A 22,312-nucleotide genomic window follows, 5' to 3' on the forward strand; every position below is an offset into this window, starting at 1 on the left:
GGGGCAGGCAGAGCCGTAACAGGCGCCAGAATCCGACCGGTTAATCTCGTGAGGTTGTCCATCTCAACATCACGAGGATTGTTTATATGTTCAGTCTGATCGCGGTTCCCACCAACCCGCTCGAAGGCCTGCTCCGGCAGCTCGCCTTCATCATGTGTTCCATCTCCTCCGGCACCAACTGCTCGGTCATCCAGTAAGACCGCCGCTGTACGCGCCGAAGATTCGCCCCCGTTGCCACTGCCCGGCAGCGGAGGCGAATCCGTTCCGGATCAGGCGCGGCGCACAGCGCCCGGTGTCAGTGGTTCGTCGAGCAGGCGGCGGAAACGATCGGCGCGCTCGTCCGCGTCGATGGCGCGGTCGAGCCAGTCGCCGAGCAGTCGGTAGCCCTCCACATAGGTGGAGATGTAGGCGCGCCAGAGCGGCGAGGACAGGAAGCGCAACGACTGGCGGGCGCGGACCGGGGTGACCAGGCTCCAGGTCTGCAGGAACTCGGCGACCTCGTCCTCGCTGCGGTGTTGATCGTGCAGCAGCAGGGCCGCATCCTGACGGACGCTGATCAGCGCGGACGCCGCGGTCGAAAGTCGTTCCGCCCGTTCGCCGTCGAAGCGCAGGCCGAGGTCGGCGTAGATCTCCTGGGCCCACTTGCCCCAGCCGGGTCCGACGATGGAATGCAGGGCCAGGTCGGCCAGGCCCTCGGCCATCAGGCACTGGGGCGTGTTCACCAGGAACAGGGTCTGTTCCGCCTGGCCTGCGGCGACCAGCCCGGCCTCCTTGCGGCAGTGCTCGGTGTGGTGCCCCGGATACGACTCGTGCGCGATCAGCGTCGGCAAATGGGTCATGTGCTGCTTGAGGTCGGAGTTGATCGCAACGCGGGAGTGGAAGTTGCCGAGGTAGTAGTTGAAGCCGGACCAGGGCTTGTCGCCGACCACCTCGTAGGTGACGTGCTCGTGGTCGGGCAGCGGATAGCGCTCGCGGACCAGCTCACGCAGCGCGCTGGAGAAGGCTTCGACGCAGGCGGGCAGGCGCTCCGGCGGGATCTCGTCGGCTTTACGGTGCGCGGCCATCCGTTCGGCCAGCGGGCCGTCCCCGGCCAGCACCTCGTCCATCTGCCGGTGCGCGTCCCGGTAGGTCTCGACGTCGCCCGGCGCGATGTCCACGTCGAAGTAGGCGCGGACCTCGTCCACGAAACCGATGTCGTCCCCGGCGAACTTGCGGCCGGAGCATTCCAGCGCCCGCAGGTGCACGTCGAGGAATTCGGTGCGCTCCGCGCTCAGTCCGGCCTCGGGCAACTCGGCGCGCAGCTCGGCCGCCCGGCGGGCCAGCTGCCGGGGCTCCGGCGCGGGGGCGTTCTCCACTTCGCGGCGCAGCGCCGGATCGCCGGTGTACGCGTCGACGAATCCATCCTCTAGCCGGTCGAAGGCCAAGCCGAGCCGCAGGTACTCGGTCACCAGTGGGTGCGCTGCCATCCGCCCGACATTAGTCGCTCAGCGGGCGCCCGCGCGCGGCATAATCGCGTGCGGCTGCCCTGCGCTCGCCCGGGTGAAAGCCGTCGGCATCGTCCCGGATAGCCCCTTATCGGTACCCCGCTTTTCGCACGCCGTTGACGCAGAGCAGAATTCGGTTATGCGGCGAGAGTTAGACCGAATCACACGGAGCCGGCACGGTATGTGTACGCGTTTGCCGAACTGGAGCGTCGGGTAAGTGGGACGAATGAGCGAGCCCAGTCCGTATGTGGAATTCGACCGGAAACAGTGGCGCACACTGCGAAAGTCGACTCCCCTGGTGCTCACCGAGGAAGAACTGCGGGGCCTGCGCGGTCTCGGCGAACAGATCGACCTCGAAGAAGTCGCGGAGGTCTATCTGCCGCTCGCTCGACTCATCCATCTGCAGGTCGCCGCGCGCCAGCGGCTCTTCGCCGCGACCGCGACCTTCCTCGGCGAGACCCACCCCGATCAGCAGGTGCCGTTCGTGATCGGTGTCGCGGGCAGCGTCGCGGTCGGTAAGTCCACCACCGCCCGCGTGCTGCAGGCGCTGCTGGCCCGCTGGGACCACCACCCGCGCGTCGATCTGGTCACCACCGACGGATTCCTCTATCCCACCGCCGAACTCACCCGCCGCGGCATCATGCACCGCAAGGGGTTCCCGGAGAGCTACGACCGCCGCAAGCTGCTGCGATTCGTCACCGAGGTGAAATCAGGCGCGGCCGAGGTGTGCGCGCCGGTGTATTCGCACATCTCCTACGACATCGTGCCGGGCAAGTTCCACTGCGTGCACCAACCCGACATTCTCATCGTCGAGGGCCTGAACGTGCTGCAGACCGGGCCGCGGCTGATGGTCTCGGATCTGTTCGACTTCTCCATCTACGTCGACGCCCGCATCGAGGACATCGAGAACTGGTACGTGCAACGGTTTCTGGCGCTGCGCAAGACCGCGTTCGCGGACCCGAACGCGCATTTCCACCACTACGCCGCCTTCACCGACGACCAGGCGACCGGCGCGGCCCAGGAGATCTGGAACAACACCAACCGCCCGAATCTGGTGGAGAACATTCTGCCGACCCGGCCGCGCGCCACCCTGGTCTTGCGCAAGGACGCCGACCACAGCATCAATAGGCTGCGTCTGCGTAAATTGTGATCCCGCTTACAATTTCCAGGCTTCGTCGAGGCGTTTCGCCACATTGATATCGCGGGCCGCGGCAATGTGCGGTTTGTCGATCTCCTTGGCGATATAGCGGGCAATGAATCGCCGGATCTCCTGGTCGACGCTGGCGAGGATGCGCAGCAGTTGCCCGCGAATGGTGTCGGTGGCGACATTGATCCGGACGTCGCTGGAGCGCGGAGTGGCGATGTCGATGACCACGCGCAGCGGTTCGGCGGCGCGCACGATCAGCTGTAGATGGATGTGGCCGTCCACCTCGAACCGGTGCTTGTCCAGCGCGAGGTCGATGAGCATGTCGACGCTCAGCGGGATCTTCAGCGCGAAGGAGATCACCTCGTCGAGATCGCGGCGCACCACGGCCTGACCGAGCTGCACCTGCGCGCTCGCCTTGGCCAGCCGACCGGGACCGACCCCGATCGGGCCGAAATCGAAGGCAGCGCCGGTCAATTGGTCGAAGGCGCCGAGGATGCGCTGTTCGGTGGCGGCGTATTCGAGGAACCGCCGGCCGAACGCCTCGTAGCTGATGTAGGGCACCGGCTCGTTCGACTTGGCGGGTGCTTGTTGTCCGTCGGAGCGGCTGTCGAGCTCACTCATGACGCACCCCGCGGTGTCGCAGGGCGGGCGTCAGATCCCGAAGCGGCGGTGCCGTGCGGCGAAGTCGCGCAGTGCTCGCAGGAAGTCCACACGCCGGAATTCCGGCCAGTATGCCTCGGTGAACCATATCTCCGAGTATGCGCTCTGCCACAGCAGGAATCCGGAGAGTCGCTGTTCTCCGGAGGTGCGGATGACCAGGTCCGGGTCCGGTTGGCCGGAGGTATAGAGGTGCTGGCCGATGGCGTTCACGGTGATCGACTGCACGAGATCCTCGCCGGTCTCCCCCGCGGCGATCTCCTGGCGCACCAGCGAGCGCACCGCATCGGTGATCTCCTGTCTGCCGCCGTAGCCGATGGCCACGTTCACGTGCACGCCGTCGCGGCCCTCGGTGCGTTCGGCGGCGGTGCGCATGCGCTTCGCGATCAGCTCCGGGAATCCGTCGAGCGAGCCGACGATCCGCACGCTCCAATTCTGTTCCGGCGCCGAGAGTTCCTCGACCACGTCGGTGATCACCTCGAACAGCGTCTCCAGCTCGTCGGGATCGCGCTGCAGGTTCTCGGTGGAGAGCAGGTAGACGGTGACCATCTCGATGCCCTCGGCCTGACACCAGCCGACCAGCTCGGCGATCTTCACCGCGCCGACCCGATGTCCGTGGCTCACATCGGTGAATCCGTTTTCCCGGGCCCACCGCCGATTACCATCACACATCACCGCGACGTGTCGGGGATGTTGTTTGCCGGCCAGCTGCTTCATGAGCCGGGCCTCGTAGATGCGATACGGCAAACCCCGCACCTGAACCGGAAGCTCCACGCGGCCACCCTACGCCCCACCGGCACGATCCCGGCAGCGACCGGGTGCTCCCGGTACAGTGACGGAGGACCGAAACCTACGGTTCCGTAGGTTACCGGTGAGTTCAACCAGGAGGTAGCTCGTGTCCGAATCGGTCGGTGCGGCAGACACCGGGGTGACCGAAGGATCGGGGTCAGCCGCCGAGCCGGCGCCCGACGCGCTGGTCAAACCCAGGATGCGCGGGTGGATCCACACCTGGGCGGTCGGCATCGCGGCGATCGCCGCGATCGTGCTGGTCGCCAAGGCCTCGACCCTCTCCGCGACCGCAGGCTGGTCCACCGCCATCTACGGGCTGACGGTGTGCGGACTGTTCGGCATCAGTGCCATCTATCACCGGGTGACCTGGCCGACGCCGCAGGCGCGGATCCGGATGAAGCGGGCGGATCACTCGATGATCTTCCTGTTCATCGCGGGCAGCTACACGCCGTTCGCACTGCTCGGCCTGCCCGGCCGCACCGGACAGACGCTGCTTCTCGTGGTGTGGGCAGGCGCGCTGGCCGGTGTCGCGTTGAAACTGTTGTGGCCCACCGCTCCCGTCTGGGTCGGCGTGCCGCTCTACCTGTTGCTCGGCTGGGCGATCGTGCCGGTCGCCGGGCAGCTGAACACCCAGATCGGCATCGCGCCGCTGATCCTGCTGCTGGTCGGCGGCCTGCTCTACAGCGGTGGCGCGATCCTCTACGCCACCAAGTGGCCCAACCCGTGGCCGACCGTTTTCGGTCATCACGAGTTCTTCCATGCCGCGACCGTGCTCGCCGCCCTCACCCACTACGTGGCGGTCTGGCTCGTCGTCCTCCGCTGACCAGCGCCAACGGCTAAGCTGCTCGATCGTGTTCCTAGTCACTGCCGTTCGCAGCGTCGCGCTGCCCGGACGGGCCGTCGTGCGCGTGCGAACGCCATGATCGCCCGGCTGGTCATCTGGGCCCTCAAAGCCCGCGCGGGGCTGGCGGCGGTGGTGATCACCGCCAATCTCAGCGGCCTGGCCGTCATCATCACCGAGCTGTGGCTCAGCGGATCGCTCAGCAGGCTCGGCCCCGACTGGATCCGCTCCACCGCGCTGGTGGGTATCTATCCCTCGATCGGCTTCGTGGCCGGGGTCGCGCTCGCCATCCGGGACCGGTCCTCGCATTTCGGCTGGCTCGATCAGGGGCGCAAACCGACCGAGGAGGAGGCGCGGCAGCTGCTTCGGCTGCCGATCACCATCACCGCACGCGCGTTCGTGGTGTGGATCACCGGCGTCATCGTCGCCACGGTGATGCTGATGCGGCTGACGCCGGACAACGATCCGGCGGTGATGGCGGCCCTGTTCACCTTCGGCGGGTTCGAATCGGTCGGGCTGACGTTCCTCATCGTCGATCGGCTGATCCGGCCGACCATTCCGATTGTGGCCGCGGTGCTCGGGCCCACCATGCACTGGAGTTCCTCGGTGCTGGTCCGTGTGGTGGTGAGCTGGGCGGTCGCGGCGGCATTGCCGCTGCTGATGCTGATCGTGGTGCTGGCCAATCCGGTAGCCGACCCGTCCGACCGGGTTCGCACCGCCATCTACCTCTCGGTGGTCGGTCTCGGGGTCGGCGCGCTGGCCACCGCCTTCCTGGCCCGCGCGGTGGCCACGCCGATGCGCACCTTGCGCCGGGCGCTGGACCGCATCACCAGGGGCGATCTCGATGTGCGCGTCCCGGTGGGCAGCACCAGCGAGATCGGGCGACTGGAGAACTCGGTCAACGAGCTGGTCGCCAATCTGCGTGAGCGCCAACGCATGCGGGACCTATTCGGCAGGCACGTCGGCACCGAGGTGGCCGAACGCGCATTGGCCGGCGGGTTGGATCTGACCGGTGACGTGCGGGTGGTGACCGCGCTGTTCGTCGACGTGACCGGCTCGGTCGAGCTGTCCACCGGGCTGCCGCCCGAGGAGTTCGTCGCCAAGCTCAACCGGCTGCTCGCGACCGTCGTCACGGCGACCGAGGAGAACAACGGGCTGGTCAACAAGTTCGAGGGTGATGCCGCGCTGTGCATCTTCGGTGCACCGATCGCCTTGCGGGACAACGCGACCCCCGCTCTGCGCGCGGCTCGCCGGATCCGGGACGAGGTGGTCGCGGCCGGTGAACTCGATATCGGCATCGGTGTCGCGCACGGTCGGGTCTTCGCGGGCGATGTCGGCTCCGATACTCGGCTGGAGTACACCGTCATCGGTGATGCCGTCAACGAGGCCGCTCGGCTCACCACCGAGGCCAAAGAGGTGCCGCACCGAATCCTGGTGAGCGGGGCCGTCATCGAGGCTGCTGCGGATCATGAGCGCGCGAAATGGACGCTCTACGAGACGATCCTGCTCCGCGGTATGAAGAAGCCGACGGCCTGCTGGACCGATCTGGATTACCCGGCCGCCGCCGTACCGGGGGCCGACATGGAACCGTCCGGGACCGCCGACCCGACGATCGAGCGCAGTGCGGTGGTCGAGGTTCGTACCGCCGCAACGGAAACCGACTGACGCCGCACCGCTACGGCCGCGCCAAGGCTTCCTGTAGTTCGGCGACGGTGGATACCGGCAAGTCGCAGACCGAGCCTCGGCATACATAGGCAGCAGGCTCGCCGTGCACCTGCGGTCGGTCGGCCAGCAGGGGTACCGAGTTCGTTGGGGCGGCAATGACTATCGTGCCGCCGGGCGCCGCGGCACGAGCAGCCGCGAGCAGTTCGCTGGACTCGCCCGGAGTTTCGGCGGCGATGGCGACTTGAAGGGGGCCACGGAGCGCGGCCTCGGCGACAGTGAGCCATTGGCCCGCCGACCGCGGAGCGCGTGCCAGCACTACGGCACCGCGCTGCAGGGTTTGCTCGGCCAGCGCGAAGTACGGAACGGCCCGGTCCGCCTCACTGACGGCGGCCGCGGTGAGCAGTGCCTCGGCGAGCGAGGACGCGCCCGCGGGGGTGGCACCGTCGATGGGATCACGGGGGCGGGTGACCAGGATTTCGGCATCGTCGGCGGTATCGAACCAGCTGCCCGGGATATTCGGGTCGGCGAAGCGCTGAATTGCCTTGTCCAGCAACCGTTGCGCCTCGTCGAGCCAGCTGAGTTCGCCGGTCGCCTGATGCAGGGCCAGCAGACCGGTGACGAGCCAGGCATAGTCCTCCAGCACGCCGGGCGACGCTCCCGCGACACCGTTCAGCGAGGCGCGGCGCACCCGGCCGTCGACCACGTGCTCGGACAACAGGAATCGAGCGCAGCGGACCGCGGCCGACACCCAGTCGTCCGCGCCGAGCGCGGCTCCCGCCTCGGCCAGTGCCGTGATGGCCATCCCGTTCCAGGCAGTGACCACCTTGTCGTCGCGGTCCGGTTGCGGCCGGCCGTCGCGCGCCTTCCGGAGCGCGTCGCGGATCTGTTCGAGCCGATCGACGTCACCGGGCGCGGGATCGGTGTATCGGGTGAGCACCGAGGTGCCCTGTTCGAAGTTCCCCGCAGTGCTCACGCCGAAAAACTCTGCGGCCCAGGCACCGTCGATCGGCCCGAGTTCACCGACCAGCTCGGCCGGTGTCCAGACGTAGGTCGCGCCCTCCACACCGGGCTTGCCGGGTTCGAGATGAGTGTCGGCGTCGAGAGCGGAGGCAAAGCCGCCGTGCTCGGTTCCCAGGTCATCGATCAGGAACTGCACAGTTTCCCGAGTAACCCGATGCGCCAACGACTCCGGCTCATCCACCGGTGCCCGCCGGGCCAAATGCCCATAGGCGCGCAGCAATTGAGCATTGTCGTACAGCATCTTCTCGAAATGCGGTATCACCCAAGCCGGATCGACGGAGTAACGCGCGAAACCCCCGCGCAACTGGTCGTAGATCCCACCCCGCGCCATAGCGTCGGCCGTCCGAGTCACCGCCGCGAGAACAGCCGGATCACCGGTCCGTTCCCAACTGCGCAGCAGACCCTCCAGCAACGCCGACGGCGGAAACTTCGGCGCCCCACCGAATCCCGCATGCTCGGGATCCTCATCCCGCAGCACCGCCGCCACCGCATGATCGAGCAGTTCCGCACTGAGCGTGAGATCCGAGTCGGGCAACCCACCGGCCTGCGCCCGCAGCGCCTCGGTCACCTGCGCCGACGCCTTGTGCACCTCATCGCGCCGCAGCTGCCAAGTCTCGGTGATCGCGGTAAGCAACTGCGTGAATGACGGCATACCCCCACGCGGCAACTTCGGGTAATAAGTACCGCAGTAGAACGGCTCCCCCTCTGGCGTGAGGAAGCACGTCATCGGCCAGCCCCCCTGCCCCGTCATCGCCACGGTCGCATTCATGTACACCGCGTCCAGATCAGGCCGTTCCTCCCGGTCCACCTTCACACACACGAAGTTCGCATTCATCAACTCCGCAGTCGCCACATCCTCGAACGACTCATGCGCCATCACATGACACCAAATGATTTGTTGAGTGCCGTAGCTACCAATGGCAAGACGCATACCCAACTGACAACAGTATGGGCACGTCTCGCCTGGTAGCTTCTGCACTCGCCTCCTTCCCCCACTCCTGCCAATCCACAGGATTGGAGGCGTGCTGCCGCAGGTACGGCGAGGTAGCACTACCTAATCGGTTCATGACCTCACCTTACGGCCCGGCCGTCCAAAATCCGGGCAATGGTGTCGTAATGCTGCTCCGATCGGCTCGGACGGTCCCGGAGGTGCCATCGAAGCCACTCTTCTTCCGGTGCGTCTCCATCAGGCTTTTCGTGCTCCGTCACGGGGTCACCGGGCCGGTTGCCGAACAGTTTCACCCCACCCGCCCCCGCCGGAATCCTGGTCACCGGGTCGGTCTTGGGCAGCAAGCATCGCGCGGTCGTATTCCGCGCGCCAGGTGATGCGTTGGCTGATCGCGGCGAGTAGGAGTTTCGCTCGGGAGGGTGTGCGGGTGCCGGGTGCGATGGTGGCCCATACGTAGCGGCGGGGGTCTTGGGTGGGTTTCTCGATGCCGACCGCTGCCAGGGTGCGGCGGACGAATTCGATGCGGTCGGCTTTGTGGTCTTCGAGGGTCTTGCCCGTCCATTGCTCGGAGGTGAGTACTCGGTTGCCGGGCAGGGCGAGGGTTTCGCGGCGGTGTGCGCGTGCTTTGCACACTCCAGGAACGGTTTTCGCGCTCGCGCCTTTGGGGACGATGCCGTAGAGCAGCCAGATAGCGCACCGCGGACTACACGGTGTCCGGCACAGTGCGACGTGTAGACGGTCGTAGTGGTCTTGCTGGCGGGCGGTGTGCGCGGCTAGCACTTCGGTTACTGATTTCGTCAGGTACTTGCACAGGTAACCGATCGTTCTGTCCGCCGCGTGGGTGCCTGCCGCAATGCCTTGGATGTCGATGCGTGGGCCGAACCGGGCGGTGTGTGCGGGAGCGTCGTCGGGGCCGATCGCATCGACCGCGTCGTCCCAGCCGGGCAACGGCTTGCGAGTGGCCGGGTCAGTGAACGTGGCGTGCTCGCTGTCCCATACCGGGACCGTCTTGCCCGGATAGCGCAGCTCGTCTGCTGGGGGCCACCACACTTGGTGGTAGGTGGCTTCATGGACTTTGCTCAGCACTGCGCGGGGGATCGCGCCTCGTAGCGCGACGTGTAGGTGTGGTGCGCCGCGTTTCTGGGGTTCGACCACGGCGAAGTATTGGACGTTCCAGCCCAGGGCGCGGCGCAGGTTCTGTATCCAGCGCGAGAACAGCCGCGCACAGGTGATCGCGTCCCAGGCCGCGCGCTGGTAGTCGTAGCCCTCGGGGTCGCGTGCGGCACCGTCGGCGTAGACCTTGCCGTAGCTGGGCATGGTCACGGTGACGTACATCGAGGAGAAGTGACCTCCCAGTGCGCGCCCGACAGTGCGCTCGGAGACCGGGTGGCGCGGCAAATCCGGTGCGTCTTCACGGCGGCGAGTCGAACGCCGACGACGCGAACCCGCGCTGTCCTCACCGTCCCCGCCGGCCGCTGCCTCATCCACCGAGACCGGCGTCGATCCCCGCATCCCCAACAGCGCTAGTTGCTTGTCGGCCCACGCGATTTCGGCACGCAGTTCGCCGGTCTCGTGCGGGTGTCCTTCGGCGAGTAGCGCGCCCAGGTCGGCCCGGTAGACCACAAGTCCTTCCAAGTCGTAGGTTGGGCGCGCACGGGCGGCTACCGGCTCGGTGCTGAGGTGCCAGCCTTCCCGGCATTGTGCCTTGCGCAGCGCCTGTGCTTTGCGGGCACACGGTCCACACCGTGATTGCAGTCTGGCCCCGCACGGCACCGGCACGAAGGTGGTGTGTCCGGTGTGGGTGTCGGTCTGTTCGAGCAGTACCGGGCGTGTACAGACGCCGTGGCGTTCGGCGGCAGCGACAGCGATGTCGAGGAACGACGGACCCCGCCCCGGTATCGCTGCGTCGCTGTCGTGTTCGTGCGAGATGTCATCAAGATGGATAGTCATCAGTGGAGCGCTCCTGTCGCGTGGGAAGCTGCGGCACCAGGCCCACCACGCGCGAAGCGGATCGGCCCGATGCCGCAGACAGCACTGCAAAATCGTTCTGCCGGAACAGGAATCGATAAATGATGTGCACCTGCCGGGACAGGCCACGAGCGCTACCCGCGCTGAAAATAGAGGAGTCTGAGAATGCGCTACCCGCGCTGGAGACTGTGTGTGGATGCGCTACCCGCGCTGTTGAAAGTGCCGCTCGCAAAGGGGATTCAAAGATATTCACCTGGCGCGGCTTCTACCAGGTTATCGCGTGACGATTAGCCCGCGTCCTTGCCGAGGTCGTTCTTGCCTTGGCAGTGTGGGGGCGGATAGGTGGTCATGATCCATCTGATGTCATCGTCGGTGACGTGATAGGCGCGCACGCGGGTGATTTCGGGGGACTCGTCGTATTCGACGTAGCCCACCCCCGGCATGGACATCGGGATCTGATCACACAATGCACCCCGGTCGCGGGCCTTGTCGCCGAGTGCCATATCCGGTTGGGTGCGTTCTTTCATCCGCAGTCCGAGCCGCGTGGGGAACAGCTGGCGCAGCGGAATCACTTCCTTGGACGGGTCTTGCAGGCATCCCATCACCGGCACCGCCACCGCCCGCGACTTGCTGAGTACGTCCCCGAGTAGCCGCAGGATTTCGTCTCTGATCTTGCGGTCACTGAAATAGGCGCTCACGCTTGCCGCCTCATCGATGATCAGAAAGATCAGCGGCTCCTTGACGCTGGGAGTGATCTTGCGCGCCCACGAGTCCATGTAGCTCTCGCCCCGCCCCTGCACCATGGCGGCAGCGTCCTGGAGCAGCTTCAACGCACCAGGGCCGTTGTCGTAGGCGAAACGAGCGAACCAGCGCCGTGCGGCCCCGAATTCCATGCCACCTTTGGGATCTAGCACCCACACCTGCACCACACCCGCGCGGATCGCTGGACCCAGCGCCGCGATGGTCGCCCACACCACCGACCCCTTCCCCGAACCCGTGGCCCCGGCAACCAGCAGCTGATTACCGAGTAGCCGAATCCGCCACAGCTCGCCCAACTCGGTCAACCCGATAGCCAGAGCTTCCAGATCCACGGTGTCGGGTTCCACGCGCGGCAGCGGGATCGGTTCGGTGAGCCGATCCACCTGGATGACCTCGAGACGAACCCAGCCCGATTCGATCGTGCGCACTCGTACCCCGATCGCCCCGAACGCGTTTCGCAGTGCGTCCGCGCGGTCGGCCCAGTCATCGACCGTCTGCGATTTGAGCATCTTGATCTTCAAGATGTCGGCGGTGTCGCCGATGCTGATCGAGACCAGTCGCGGGGTCAGCACCCCGTTGTCGAGCATCGCGGTCAGCCCGTTGAGCGCCAACGTGGTATTCCAGCTGACTTTGTAACGCTTCCAGCTCAGATACCGGCCCCGGACCCTTCCCGACACCCAGCGTCGCCACGAACCCGGCCACCACGCCCACCACACCATCCACATCGCGCCCGAAAACGCTACCGCCCCAACCCCATACGACCACCCGCGCCACCACCACAACGCCCCGGCCCCGGCCAGCGGTAGCGATAACATCGGGAACAACACCGCCCACCACACCACATGCGCCACCCCCACAATCGCGCGCTCGAGGACAAAGAACAACGCCTTGCCCGCCTCATCAGCGACCGTGGGTGTCCCGGTCGGGGGCTTCTGGTACTCCGCCGAACGAACCATGATCTTCTTTGTGCCTTCCATCAGGATTGATACGAATACTGCTGCCCTACAGGCGATTACGACTTCGCCGTGCCGGTAGGGTTGCGCGCGGGGGTGGCTCCGGTGTGCAGACCACCGGACCCACCCCCTCTACGCGCTCAGCGCCTCGAGAAATCAGGCGCTTTTGGATGCCGGGCCACCCGCGGAACCCCGGCCCGGAGCAGGGGCGTAACCGGTGGCGCGCACGGTCTGAGTCAAATACTTGAACTCGCCTTGCCCGCCCACCCGATAGGTGACCATGAGCCCGGTCAGCGCGATCGGCCGAAACCCCGGCGCGATTTCGCTGGTTGTCGGCACTGGTTCGGTATCCGAGAGCAGCAGCACCTCATAGCTGGCGCGGCGCGGGTTGCGCTCGCCCGGATCGGTGACCGTGATCTTCCACACCAGCTGCCCGGTGACCGGGTCGCGTTTCTGCGGCCCCGGCCGGTTGGGATCACCGGTGTATTCGGTATCCGGTCGGACCTCTCCCAACTGGAACAACCCAGCTCGGTAGAAGTCATCGAACGGGGGCGTGTGCCGGTAATCCTTGCGAAAATCTCTATCCGCATCGTTAGCCATGGTGGCCAACCTTTCTGTGATCGATCTTGTGTTGACTGGCCGATCACCACCAGGGGCGGTAGTGATCGTGGTGCGGCACCGTAGCAACCGCATTTCTGGGGACTTACCAGCCACAACAGGAGGACCGCGGCCTCCGCACAGCCCACACCGCAGCGCCGTCACCAGCCACGACGCACCCGATTCGACATGACGTAGACGCCCCGAATCGGCTGCCAAGAAGTGACGCGGACAGCAGCCATGGACTACTCTGGACACAGCAGAGACCCTCGTTTCTGCAATGGATGGAAAGTGGGGACTCCTAGGGCGAGGGCTTGTCTCCCTATGACACCTGGCGGAGTTTCTTTTCGTTCATGCTGTCCCCTCGTTCGCGCGGGGGGACAGCCACGAAACCTTGTTCGGCCCTGCCGAACTCAACTCACCGAAACCGCTTCACCTACCTCTCTTCTGTCGCGTGGTCAACATTCCATCCTGACCTCGTCAGCGGTACCTGTCCAGTGCCGCACTTGACGCTATTTGCGTTAACTACGCCATTGTGAACTCCGGATGCTTGTACCCTTCCTACGCCCACCACACCCATCGTGGGCACCGATCCCACACCGGCAGTGTGGATTACAGCTGCACGGGCACACGCCAGCACGCGGCTCGTACAAGGGAACGCTTAGACGCCGAACATCAATCACCGCAACGGAATTCGGCGGAACCGCCGCGATCATGTACCGCGAAACCTCAGCGATACGAACACCACCCCGCACACACGGGCCAGGAGCGCCATACGGCCACCTCAACCAACCCGGACCAGCAGCAAGGGACTGGGCACGCACACGAAATCCTGACTGTCCCAGGGGCACACCCTCACTGCACTCGCAGTCCCTTAACTCAATGATCCTGGCAAACCGATCAAGGTCAAGAAAAAACCTGAGGTTTGTTTAATGCAACGCGGTCATTGTTAAATGCATTCCACGCAATGAAATCCCCACCTAAAAAAGCGATTTCACTAACGGCGTGTCGGCTTGACTTCTCCGGCAAAGCATCTCAATAAGCGCACCATCACAGATGGCCCCACCATCCACATTCATTGCCGAACAATTTTGGCACGCACATGCCCACCGGCAGAACTATCCACGTACGGGTACTCATCGTTCCCCGGAAGCCCTACGCGGCGTGGATGTATGCCGCCAGCGTCTCGCGCATGTCCCCCGCATCCACTGAATCCGCGAAGTGCTTGCCGAGCAAGCCGTCTAGTTGCTTGAGCCGCTTCCGAACCCACGAAAAGTGGGCGCTGATCGGATTGGCAAGGACTGGCGATACCGCTGCGATGCTCGCATCCAGCTCACCCAAACGCGCATTCGCCGTTGCTAAGTAGATCTGGCTCAGCATCTCGTCTCCCGGCGACCTCTGTAGTTGCCATGCCTCTATGGCCTCCTCAGATGCCTTTACCGACTTCACCAACGTCTGCTTGTCCTCAGCCCACATGAGCGAGAAGCCACGATAGTAAATCTGCTTCGCTGGCGAGAACGTGAATAGTCCGGGCACTTCGTCCGGGTTGGCGTGATCGCGTGCCCGCTCAGCATCGTCGAGAAGTTCCAGTGCCCTGACCGAGTCACCGAGGTTGGCGACCGACGCGGCCAATCCGCAAAGTAGACGCGGTTCAGTAGTGCCGGTCGAACCGCCGACGTACTTGAGCCCGTCAGTCGCGGCAGCTGCTGCGAGGTCGAAGTCTTTGGTGAACCGGAACGCCAGGGCCTGTGTCCCTCTTGCCCATGCGCGTAGCTGATCGTGATTCGCACGATCTCCGAGCCGGAATGCCGCCTGAGCGTGGACACGGGCAGTGTCTGCTTGCCCAAGGTCGAGAGTCAGATAGGAGAGGACACCGCAGACACGCCCAAGCGCGACGTACAGGTCACGGATGTCGTCGGGGCTGTACGCACCTGCTCTGATACGCCGCATCAACTCGCCGCGGATGTCCAGAGCGCGCGCCAGAGTCTTGTCATACGGCTCGAACCGGGCGTTCTTAGCAATGTCGATGATGCCGTCGTGTATTTCTTCAAGCTCCGCGCCGTCCGGGGAGACCAGCAGTGCTTCGGAGTCACGTCGAGCCTGTTCCAGCATCCGCATCGTGTCGTTTCGGCGGGCGTGGTCGCGTTGGTCTTCATCCCATGCAGCGACGAGCGTTCCGTTGGCATCGAGCGCGAGGTCGACACGTTCGGCCCAACCACGATCTTTTGGCCAGCGCCGGCCTGCCTCGATGTTCGACAGGTACGAGTAGTCACAGAAGGTGAGACTCGCGAGGTCTCGCAAGCTAAGCCCACGCGCATTGCGTAGCTGCCTGAGCGCACGTCCTGTTCGTTCGGGTTCCATCCCGATCAATCGTGTCGATGTCAAGTCCACTGCACACCCACCCATGTGTTTTCAGTTGGGAACTGCGCGTTTGGAAACAGCGTAGTCGTCAGGCAGTGGGCCGTCCCGTGGTGATCTGAACTCGTGCCCGGTAGGTGCCTCGAGTCGGACCGAGTCACCCTCACCCTTTCGAACCGCTAGGGGCCGGGCCACCTAATCCACTCCACGCGAGCAGGGGGCCTAGGTCGATGAAGAACATTTCGTTTGGGGATACACCAGTCTCTCGATGTGTCTACTACCGCCTGGTGTGCGGACTGGCCGCCAACATCGACCCACCCGGCTCCGGGCGCATCACCTTCCTCGCCGGGAGCACCGCCGTGCTGAGCATGCCTGGTTCGTTGGGAATCGTTGTACTCCAATACATGCAGTGTCACGGCGTCGCGGTCGGCCCGATCGTGGCACATGCCGGTTCCAACCGGTGGACCTTCCTGGTTCGGCCGGACGTACCCGACGACGACACCGGGCTGTTCAAGGATCTTTTCCGGCTCAATGTCATGTTCTGGGGTGAGGGAACGATCGCATTGCCGTCGCCGACCGGCGAACTCGGCGGCGGTAGCAGGCGGTGGATAGAACTACCACGCAACAGCTTTCGGCCCTCCGGCCGTGTTGTCGTTGACGCGATACTCGAGTGTACCGGTATCCATCGCGATTCGCGATCGTTGGCGGTGCATCGTGGCTGATGACAGGATCGACCGCACGGTGTTGCTGTCTCAGTGCAGCGCGGCGGTGTTCCGCGCAGCCACGGTCACGCTGATGGCGGTGGTATGCCCGTCGCGGGCGTGCGGTGTGACGGTCCCTGTTGTCGACGGCATGATCGGCGAACACCTCGGCATGTCGGGAGATTGTTCGCTGGGTGGTGCACGGGTGTGTGATGACCGGATCTCGGTTGCCGATACCGCCAACGCTTCCGATGCGGTGGTTCCGTCATGAGGGACCGGAACGAACTCACCAAGACGCAGTTACTGATCATGCGTGCGATGGACGACGGCCGAGCCCACGACGTAGACGACCTGGCAGCCGACTTGGGGAAACCGAGCCGGGTGGTGGCACGGACGATGACCTGGCTTCAGCAGGAGGGCTACGTCCAGTTCGCTCGCTCGTGGCGATTGGCACCGGTCGCACATCGTGAACTGGCTTCCCTAGACATCGAGTCCGGAACCAACGCGGAGGTGCCCAGGTGAGCACGCACCTGTCCCCGCACCCGGAGGAGCCGGACGTCCACCTGCGGGTCACGCTAGGGGGTGAATCGCTGGACTTCGCCGCCTGCCTTACCTCGGCGCTGTTCTTCGTCCAGGAGCAACAGCAGCGGCGCTACATCGACAGCGTTCGCGTGATCCCCGGTGCCACAACCGGATTGGATCGACTCCCGAACGAACGACTCTACGAGGGCCCATGATGACGCTCAAACCTATCGCGGTCGGCTACCTCCGGCGGGACATCGCCGGAGTAGCACAGGGCTGGAACGAAAACTAAATACGAAGCGTGGCAAGGCGACTCGGCTACAACCTCGCCAAGACCGTAGCCTTCAGCGAGAAGACCGCAGACCCGATACAGGAACTCATCGAGGCGGCTCGACGGGCGACGGCTGACGCGGTGATCGTGCCCAGCGTTACCCACTTCGAGGGAAACGCCATCCCTGGTGAACTCACTCAGGTAGTCGACGTAATCACCGTGTCACCCGAAGAGACTTACGCGCGTTGGTCTCTCAACCCGACACGGTGGAGCAGTGACACCCCAGACCCCGCGTGACGGAGGCAACCAGCTTGTACCTTGACCTGTGCACACGGGACACTGAACGGTTCTGACCCAACGAGAAGGGGTAGAAGTTATGGGAAATGACGAACAGCAATTGAGTATGGATCTCAGCGTCGAGCGGACCGAGTGGGGTAAATGGGTCGACCCCGAACGCCGTAGGGCGCAAACGCAGAAATTCATGGACTACGCGGGCATCCGTGAGATTCCTGCGGAGCCGTGGCCCGAAGACTCGCCGGAGGTAAAACGGCTTGACCCGATTGTCGCGGAATTGTTCCCCGATATGGCTACGGCAATGGCTCCCGAGAACGCCGACATGGCCGACTCATTCGTTTGTTTTATTGGCGCATGTTTCGAAAAGTTCGCCGGAGCGAAGTTTATCGCCGAAGAATGGTTCGGTCGAGAACATACTTTCTATGACGACGTAAATCCAGCTTTGGAGATGGATACGGGCGACGAGGAGGATGTCGTAATCGTGTGGGCATTGATTGGCCGCATGATGGAATATCATCCCGGTGATCACGATGGAATGTTCTCTTACATGGCTGCGGCCATTCGCGAGTATGCGTCGTACCACAAGGAATCTCAAGGCCGCTGAGCCGCTTCGGCCGTGATCTGAGGGGCTACGACCGAAGGAAATCTGGATATCGCTTCGCGCTTTCGGGGGGGGCATAGATTGGACGGGTACGACAGGGACCGCGACGGATTCGGCAGCAACGAGCGTGGAAGGATCTTCGAGAAAGGTCTTGACGCGCACTTTAAGGATCGTCAGCGCGGATATCACCCCGATTCCCGCGTATATAAGACTCCGCAAGGTCGGATTATGTTCGACCACGTGAAGCGGGAGCAAGGGCTTACCTACACCATTGAGGATAAGTCGGGCAGAATCGAAGGAGATAAGGACGTAAAGCAACTTATGGTGTTGCGAGTCCTTCTCGAAACGGGTGTTGTACAGGAACACACGCTACGCTCAGTTGAGCGTGAGGGGGTATCCGAACGATGCCAAGAACTCATAAATGGGTTGAAGCGAGACTTTCCCGGCAGATTCACACATCTCGAAATTTCTCGAGCCGAGGCACGCGAGGTGTGGGCTAAAGGACTTGCCATAGAGCGAGGGCTAGGCCAACAGCTCGAACTATCCGGCGTCAGAGAGAGGGCACGGGAAGGGAAAGCGCAAGCACTAGAAAATCGTCGGGAGAAAATTGCAGAGATCGCCAAGGCACGTGATCGTAAAGAGCGCGCTCGTCTACGGCTCGCGAACATCCGTCAGATCGTGAAGGCGCGGGAGGAAGCCGACCGCGCTAGAGCCGCTGGCGACGCAGCCGCTAGACGGGTGGCGCTGGAGTTCCCGACTCCTGATCAGCTCCGGCGAATTGAGGCACCTGCGGCTGACCGAGCTAAAGCCCCGGAGTCCGAGCGTGATCGGGTTAACCGCGAAGCTGCCGAAAAAACCGTAAGGGAATTCCAGGAACGGCTAAAGATCGGCTCCGTGCAGTCCATGGGCAAAGCACCCGAGAAGACCACTCCGGGACGAGAGTCGCCCGAAGCCGCTAAAGCAGCCCTGGTCGAACAGGTGGAACGTGACGCCGCCCGTCTCGCGGCGCGGGAATTCCCGTTTCCGGTGCCTGATAAGCCTAGAGAGCAACGAGCCGTCGAGATTGGGGAGCGGACTACCCCGGACTTGGCTGACGCTGCCGACAAGGCTCGGGAGACAGCTGCACAGCAGCGAGAAGCCGAAGCGCGAGAGGCCGCGCGGACTAAGGCCGAGTTGGACCAGGCGCGGGACGCGGCGTATCGCGAGATGCTGAATCAAGCTCAGGTGCCAAAGCATGTCCGACTAGGACTGTCGCACGCACAGGCACCGGAGGCGGCTGTACAGACTCCGCCTGGACAAGCACCCAGCGTCGAACGAGGCGGCACTGGACAAGGGCGGGACCCACGCACACCCGAAATAGGGCCACGCAACCGCTGACGACTCAGCGGCGCTGCAAGCCGTCCTCGGTGGCACCTTGGTTCGTCACCGGATTGCCTGTAATTGGTCGTGCTGTCGTGGATTCGTTGCCCCTGCCCCGGTCCCGCGCGCCAGGGATGCTGCCCGTCGCGTCGCGGTCAGGCGGGCACATGGTCATATGCGCGAATATGGTGTGCCGCAATCTTTGACCAACCCAGCAGAGAAGATGAAAAAGTTGGGAGCCCCCGGAAGAGAGAAAGGGAAAAGGGAACCGGAAACCCAACAAAGAGAACTTGCCGAATTCACCTCTACTAAGTCAAGAGCGGCGCGCATGCGCGCCGCCCGGGGTGCCCACCCTCCCGCTCCGCTCCCGGGCAGGCACCCCGGCGCAGAACCAGAATGGAGGAACGAATCTCCATGGCAAAACTGTCCATTTGGATCGGGTCCAATGTACTGCCGCACCCCTCCGGGGCTTGCCACCGTCTCCTCCCGCCACCAACACCCGCGCGAGACAGCGACCCTCCGGCGAGCGGTGGCGAGGTCCGACGGCAGCCACGCAGTCGACCGTGGCATCAGCCAACTCAAGCAAAACCGCTCTCTGGCAAGCAGTTACGACCAACTCTCCGTCAGCTACCTGCCACCATCAATGCGCCGGAGGTGCCCGTAACCCAGCATCGAAACAACAGGCGCAGACCACCGCAAAACGGCGACGACCTGAAGCTCGAACTGCGATAATTCAAGAGCGGCATACCGATCGGCCGCCAATGCAGCCTAACAACCTCCGGGCGGGTGAAAATGAGTACGAATCCTCTCTTGGCAGGTACCGTCATAGCGGCCGCGCTCACCGCTATTGCCAACCTCAGTATCTTGGTGCTGAACATGCGGTCGACGCGGCGCAATGAGCAACGTAAAACACGCGCAGATTTCGAAACCTACAGATTCAAGGAACTTAGCGAACTCATCAAAAGCTTGGATCGTTCAGATCTAATGCAAATTGTGTTTGAAAAAGTACAGCCAGCCATTCGTGACCATGATGAGGCGGTATTAGCAGAATTCTTGGCGCACCTCAATTCAGCGTATCACGAGACCTTTAAGGTGATCGACGCACACGAGCACCTACTATCCGAACCTACAGTCCACGAGATCCGGCAGATGAATGATCGGATCGTCCGTGAAATCAGCAAAATTCAGAGCGCTATGGCGGTTACTGCATTCCTGGAGATGCCAAAGGAGCAGCAGGACACAGTGTGGGGAATTATGCAATCTGCAGGGCATCTGATAATCGAATTCATCACAAAGGTCCCCATCTTGATACGGTTTGAACTCAGAGCCATACATGATTTCTTGCGATCGTGATCGCGACTTTAGAAACAAGATCCAACTGTTCGTATGATTCGACAGCCAACCTCCGCCACGAACGACATCTTGGCGGATTTATCGTTCGAATCCCCACGGACCAACTCTCGATTCCTGGTTTCGCGCCTATTCTGCCGTCTTCCACACTGGCTTGAAGCTGTCCAGCGAACGCTTCTGTGTCCCTTTGCCGACTGGATAGATCACGACTGCCGCCAACTCCGCGAAGAGGATTGACCGCTTTTGCTGGAGGTCGTAGCCGCCCTCTTCAACGGGCTTGCACCATCTCTCCCGACGTTGCGCAGCAGTCTCCACCGGCACGGTGCTGGCCTTCTGAAACGCGGTGCGCTCACGCCGGAGCTTGTTCACAGTCTCATCGAGGCTCGGCAACATCCGGTAAAACCGCTCGTCGCTGATCTCGCCTTGGTTCCATCGCGTTTCGAAGTCGTCTCGCCGACGCAAGGCAGCCTCGAGCTCGGACTCCTTGTCCCACTGGAGTTCCACCACAATTTCCGGGCGTTGCTCCAGCGCAAGCAAGACGAGCTCAGAGATCTTCTCGTCTATCCACTCTCCGGCAACGGAGACGCCACCACATCCGCCATTGGTGACCGGGCGGCAGCCATAGCGATACTTGGCCCGCCCCTTGTCGTTCTTTCGGCCGGACATCACGCAGTTGCAACGGCGTCCGTCTTCGAGCAGATTCCCACACCGGTATAAGCCGCTGCCCAGATAGACCCGCGACACAACGCCCTTCGGGAGCTTGTTCTTTCCGATCCGGTTTCGCGGGCGATAGCGCCCGGCTACCTTCTCCCACTCGGCCGGGGTGATGATGGCGTCCCACTGGCCCAGCTTCAGCTCACCGTGCTCGTCCCGGCAGACATCGCTGTTCTCCCCGAGGATTCGTAGCCCCGCGTTCCGCGGGTTCGAGACGATCTGTTTCACGGTCTGATCTCGCCACGGCCCACCCTTGGCGGTCGGTATTCCAGACTGTTGAAAGATCTGCGTAATTGTGCCCCAAGACTGCCCGGCGATACATGCGGCAACCGCCTTACGGATGACCACTGCTTCCTCCGGGACTACCTGAATCTCACCAGGTTTCCCCGGTACCGGTTCGTAGCCGAAAACCCGACCCCCAGTGTGCGCAATTCCTCGCCGCGCTTGGCCTTCGTGCCAACGCCGAGTTCGGCTGCGTCGTTTCCGGTTCTCCCCCATGGCGATTGCGACACCAAGCAGGCCGATGATTTCGGAGTTCTCCGAGTACAGATCTTGGGTGCCGTAGTCGTCGGCGAACACTCGGTCCGGGGCCGACCGGAATGCCTCGATGAAGTGCTGCCATTGGGCCGGGAGCTTGTAGATACGGTCTTCGTCCACGGCGACGACACCTTGAATCGGGTATCCCTCCGGAGTGGTGCCCTTGTGCAGGTGCGTCAGCATCATCTCGAAATCCGGACGGTAGGCATCCTTCGAGGCGGACAGGTCGTTATCGGTGTAGTACCGAACGATGACCGAGCGGTGCTGTGGTTCGTGGCGTGCTGGTTGGTCACGCCCTTGGCGTTCTTGCTCGTCCCCCGCTTGCCGGACAGGTCCGAAATCCGGGCGTAGGCCACAACGCAGACCGCGCCGAACTCGACCAGCTCGGCCGGACTCGGAAGGTTCGCGGGCACACCCCGCATCTCCATATCCAGCTTGGCGAGGACGGCACCATCGACAGCCGGAGCTTCTTCATCTGGTTGCATCGTATCTCCGTAGGTAGCAACACCTTTCGGAGGCTATGGTACTTCGCAACTCACCTGACACCAGTGACAGCTCGCATACCCCACCGACAACAAAATCGGCACATCCCGCTCCCGCGCCTCCCCCAGCGCCGCCGCATCCCACTCTTGCCAATGCACCGGGTTGTCCGCATGCTGCCGCAGGTACGGAGAGGTCGCGTTCCCGAGCCGATTCATGACTCCACCGTCTCACAATCACGGTGCACAGGTCGGTAGGTGGTCGATCCGCCGGAGATGCGCGGCACGACGGCCGAC

At 63.6% G+C, this 22,312-nt stretch carries 20 protein-coding genes and 2 pseudogenes; 11 read left to right on the plus strand and 11 right to left on the minus strand.

The genetic code is table 11. The features are described 5' to 3' along the window. Positions 1-269: 269 nt before the first annotated feature. On the minus strand, positions 270-1,466 hold the full coding sequence (locus IBX18_RS27725) for a DUF885 domain-containing protein (protein ID WP_194836408.1): 1,197 nt from the start codon (positions 1,464-1,466) through the stop codon (positions 270-272). A gap of 235 nt (positions 1,467-1,701) precedes the next feature. Here IBX18_RS27725 and coaA point away from each other — a divergent pair, with 235 nt between their 5' ends. Beyond that, on the plus strand, positions 1,702-2,634 hold the full coding sequence (gene coaA, locus IBX18_RS27730; RefSeq protein WP_107659191.1) for a type I pantothenate kinase: 933 nt from the start codon (positions 1,702-1,704) through the stop codon (positions 2,632-2,634). A 6-nt stretch (positions 2,635-2,640) separates the two neighbouring features. Here the strand turns inward: coaA and IBX18_RS27735 are convergent, their stop codons facing one another. Both IBX18_RS27735 and IBX18_RS27740 read right to left on the minus strand, forming a co-directional pair. Continuing rightward, a complete protein-coding gene (locus IBX18_RS27735) occupies positions 2,641-3,252 on the minus strand; it encodes a hypothetical protein (protein ID WP_228541805.1) in 612 nt (203 codons plus the stop codon). A gap of 30 nt (positions 3,253-3,282) precedes the next feature. Continuing rightward, positions 3,283-4,062 carry an isoprenyl transferase gene (locus tag IBX18_RS27740; RefSeq protein ID WP_107659192.1) on the minus strand — a complete coding sequence of 260 codons (780 nt, stop codon included), beginning with the start codon at positions 4,060-4,062 and terminating at the stop codon, positions 3,283-3,285. A 214-nt stretch (positions 4,063-4,276) separates the two neighbouring features. Between IBX18_RS27740 and IBX18_RS27745 the strand changes: the two genes are divergently transcribed. Both IBX18_RS27745 and IBX18_RS27750 read left to right on the plus strand, forming a co-directional pair. Next, positions 4,277-4,900, plus strand: a complete 624-nt coding sequence (locus IBX18_RS27745) for a hemolysin III family protein (RefSeq protein WP_107660924.1) — start codon at positions 4,277-4,279, stop codon at positions 4,898-4,900. 96 nt (positions 4,901-4,996) lie between these two features. After that, positions 4,997-6,583, plus strand: a complete 1,587-nt coding sequence (locus IBX18_RS27750) for an adenylate/guanylate cyclase domain-containing protein (RefSeq protein WP_194836409.1) — start codon at positions 4,997-4,999, stop codon at positions 6,581-6,583. A 10-nt stretch (positions 6,584-6,593) separates the two neighbouring features. Here IBX18_RS27750 and IBX18_RS27755 read toward each other — a convergent pair. The 5 genes and pseudogenes from IBX18_RS27755 to IBX18_RS27775 all read right to left on the minus strand — a co-directional run bounded on the left by IBX18_RS27755 (position 6,594) and on the right by IBX18_RS27775 (position 15,190). Then, positions 6,594-8,670: pseudogene (locus IBX18_RS27755) on the minus strand (thioredoxin domain-containing protein). Positions 8,671-8,816: 146 nt separating this feature from the next. Beyond that, complete coding sequence (locus IBX18_RS27760; RefSeq protein ID WP_228541806.1) at positions 8,817-10,502, minus strand: helitron helicase-like domain-containing protein; 1,686 nt, start codon at positions 10,500-10,502, stop codon at positions 8,817-8,819. 305 nt (positions 10,503-10,807) lie between these two features. Then, the gene (locus tag IBX18_RS27765) at positions 10,808-12,256 is read right to left on the minus strand and encodes a cell division protein FtsK (RefSeq protein ID WP_194836410.1); all 1,449 of its coding nucleotides are present in this window, start codon (positions 12,254-12,256) and stop codon (positions 10,808-10,810) included. A gap of 132 nt (positions 12,257-12,388) precedes the next feature. Continuing rightward, complete coding sequence (locus IBX18_RS27770; protein ID WP_194836411.1) at positions 12,389-12,832, minus strand: hypothetical protein; 444 nt, start codon at positions 12,830-12,832, stop codon at positions 12,389-12,391. A 1,152-nt stretch (positions 12,833-13,984) separates the two neighbouring features. Further along, positions 13,985-15,190, minus strand: coding sequence for a helix-turn-helix transcriptional regulator (locus IBX18_RS27775; protein WP_194836412.1), 1,206 nt, complete (start codon positions 15,188-15,190; stop codon positions 13,985-13,987). A 284-nt stretch (positions 15,191-15,474) separates the two neighbouring features. On the opposite strand from IBX18_RS27775, the gene IBX18_RS27780 reads away from it, so the two are divergent. The 8 genes from IBX18_RS27780 to IBX18_RS27815 all read left to right on the plus strand — a co-directional run bounded on the left by IBX18_RS27780 (position 15,475) and on the right by IBX18_RS27815 (position 20,288). Next, positions 15,475-15,909, plus strand: coding sequence for a DNA-directed RNA polymerase subunit beta (locus IBX18_RS27780; protein ID WP_306796447.1), 435 nt, complete (start codon positions 15,475-15,477; stop codon positions 15,907-15,909). Then, positions 15,902-16,159 carry a hypothetical protein gene (locus tag IBX18_RS27785; RefSeq protein WP_194836414.1) on the plus strand — a complete coding sequence of 86 codons (258 nt, stop codon included), beginning with the start codon at positions 15,902-15,904 and terminating at the stop codon, positions 16,157-16,159. Before IBX18_RS27780 ends, IBX18_RS27785 begins: the two co-directional genes overlap by 8 nt. Then, a complete protein-coding gene (locus IBX18_RS27790) occupies positions 16,156-16,410 on the plus strand; it encodes a hypothetical protein (protein WP_194836415.1) in 255 nt (84 codons plus the stop codon). Before IBX18_RS27785 ends, IBX18_RS27790 begins: the two co-directional genes overlap by 4 nt. Beyond that, positions 16,407-16,625, plus strand: a complete 219-nt coding sequence (locus IBX18_RS27795; protein ID WP_194836416.1) for a hypothetical protein — start codon at positions 16,407-16,409, stop codon at positions 16,623-16,625. Before IBX18_RS27790 ends, IBX18_RS27795 begins: the two co-directional genes overlap by 4 nt. Before the next feature lie 86 nt (positions 16,626-16,711). Continuing rightward, complete coding sequence (locus IBX18_RS27800; protein ID WP_228541807.1) at positions 16,712-16,978, plus strand: hypothetical protein; 267 nt, start codon at positions 16,712-16,714, stop codon at positions 16,976-16,978. Between the two features lie 79 nt (positions 16,979-17,057). After that, the gene (locus IBX18_RS27805; RefSeq protein WP_194836417.1) at positions 17,058-17,579 is read left to right on the plus strand and encodes a hypothetical protein; all 522 of its coding nucleotides are present in this window, start codon (positions 17,058-17,060) and stop codon (positions 17,577-17,579) included. Between the two features lie 225 nt (positions 17,580-17,804). Beyond that, positions 17,805-18,953, plus strand: coding sequence for a hypothetical protein (locus tag IBX18_RS27810; RefSeq protein ID WP_194836418.1), 1,149 nt, complete (start codon positions 17,805-17,807; stop codon positions 18,951-18,953). 792 nt (positions 18,954-19,745) lie between these two features. Further along, positions 19,746-20,288 carry a hypothetical protein gene (locus IBX18_RS27815; RefSeq protein ID WP_194836419.1) on the plus strand — a complete coding sequence of 181 codons (543 nt, stop codon included), beginning with the start codon at positions 19,746-19,748 and terminating at the stop codon, positions 20,286-20,288. A gap of 126 nt (positions 20,289-20,414) precedes the next feature. Here the strand turns inward: IBX18_RS27815 and IBX18_RS27820 are convergent, their stop codons facing one another. The 3 genes and pseudogenes from IBX18_RS27820 to IBX18_RS27830 form a co-directional block, all read right to left on the minus strand. Continuing rightward, positions 20,415-21,722 (minus strand): recombinase family protein, encoded by a 1,308-nt coding sequence (locus IBX18_RS27820; protein WP_194836420.1) that lies wholly within the window; start codon positions 21,720-21,722, stop codon positions 20,415-20,417. Next, positions 21,719-22,021 (minus strand): hypothetical protein, encoded by a 303-nt coding sequence (locus IBX18_RS27825; RefSeq protein WP_194836421.1) that lies wholly within the window; start codon positions 22,019-22,021, stop codon positions 21,719-21,721. The genes IBX18_RS27820 and IBX18_RS27825 overlap by 4 nt, the downstream gene beginning before the upstream one ends. Positions 22,022-22,072: 51 nt before the next feature. Continuing rightward, positions 22,073-22,234 (minus strand): annotated as a pseudogene (locus IBX18_RS27830) (DUF255 domain-containing protein); the annotation flags it as partial. Positions 22,235-22,312: the final 78 nt, after the last annotated feature.

This window comes from Nocardia sp. XZ_19_369, from assembly GCF_015355715.1.
Taxonomy (GTDB): Bacteria; Actinomycetota; Actinomycetes; order Mycobacteriales; family Mycobacteriaceae; genus Nocardia.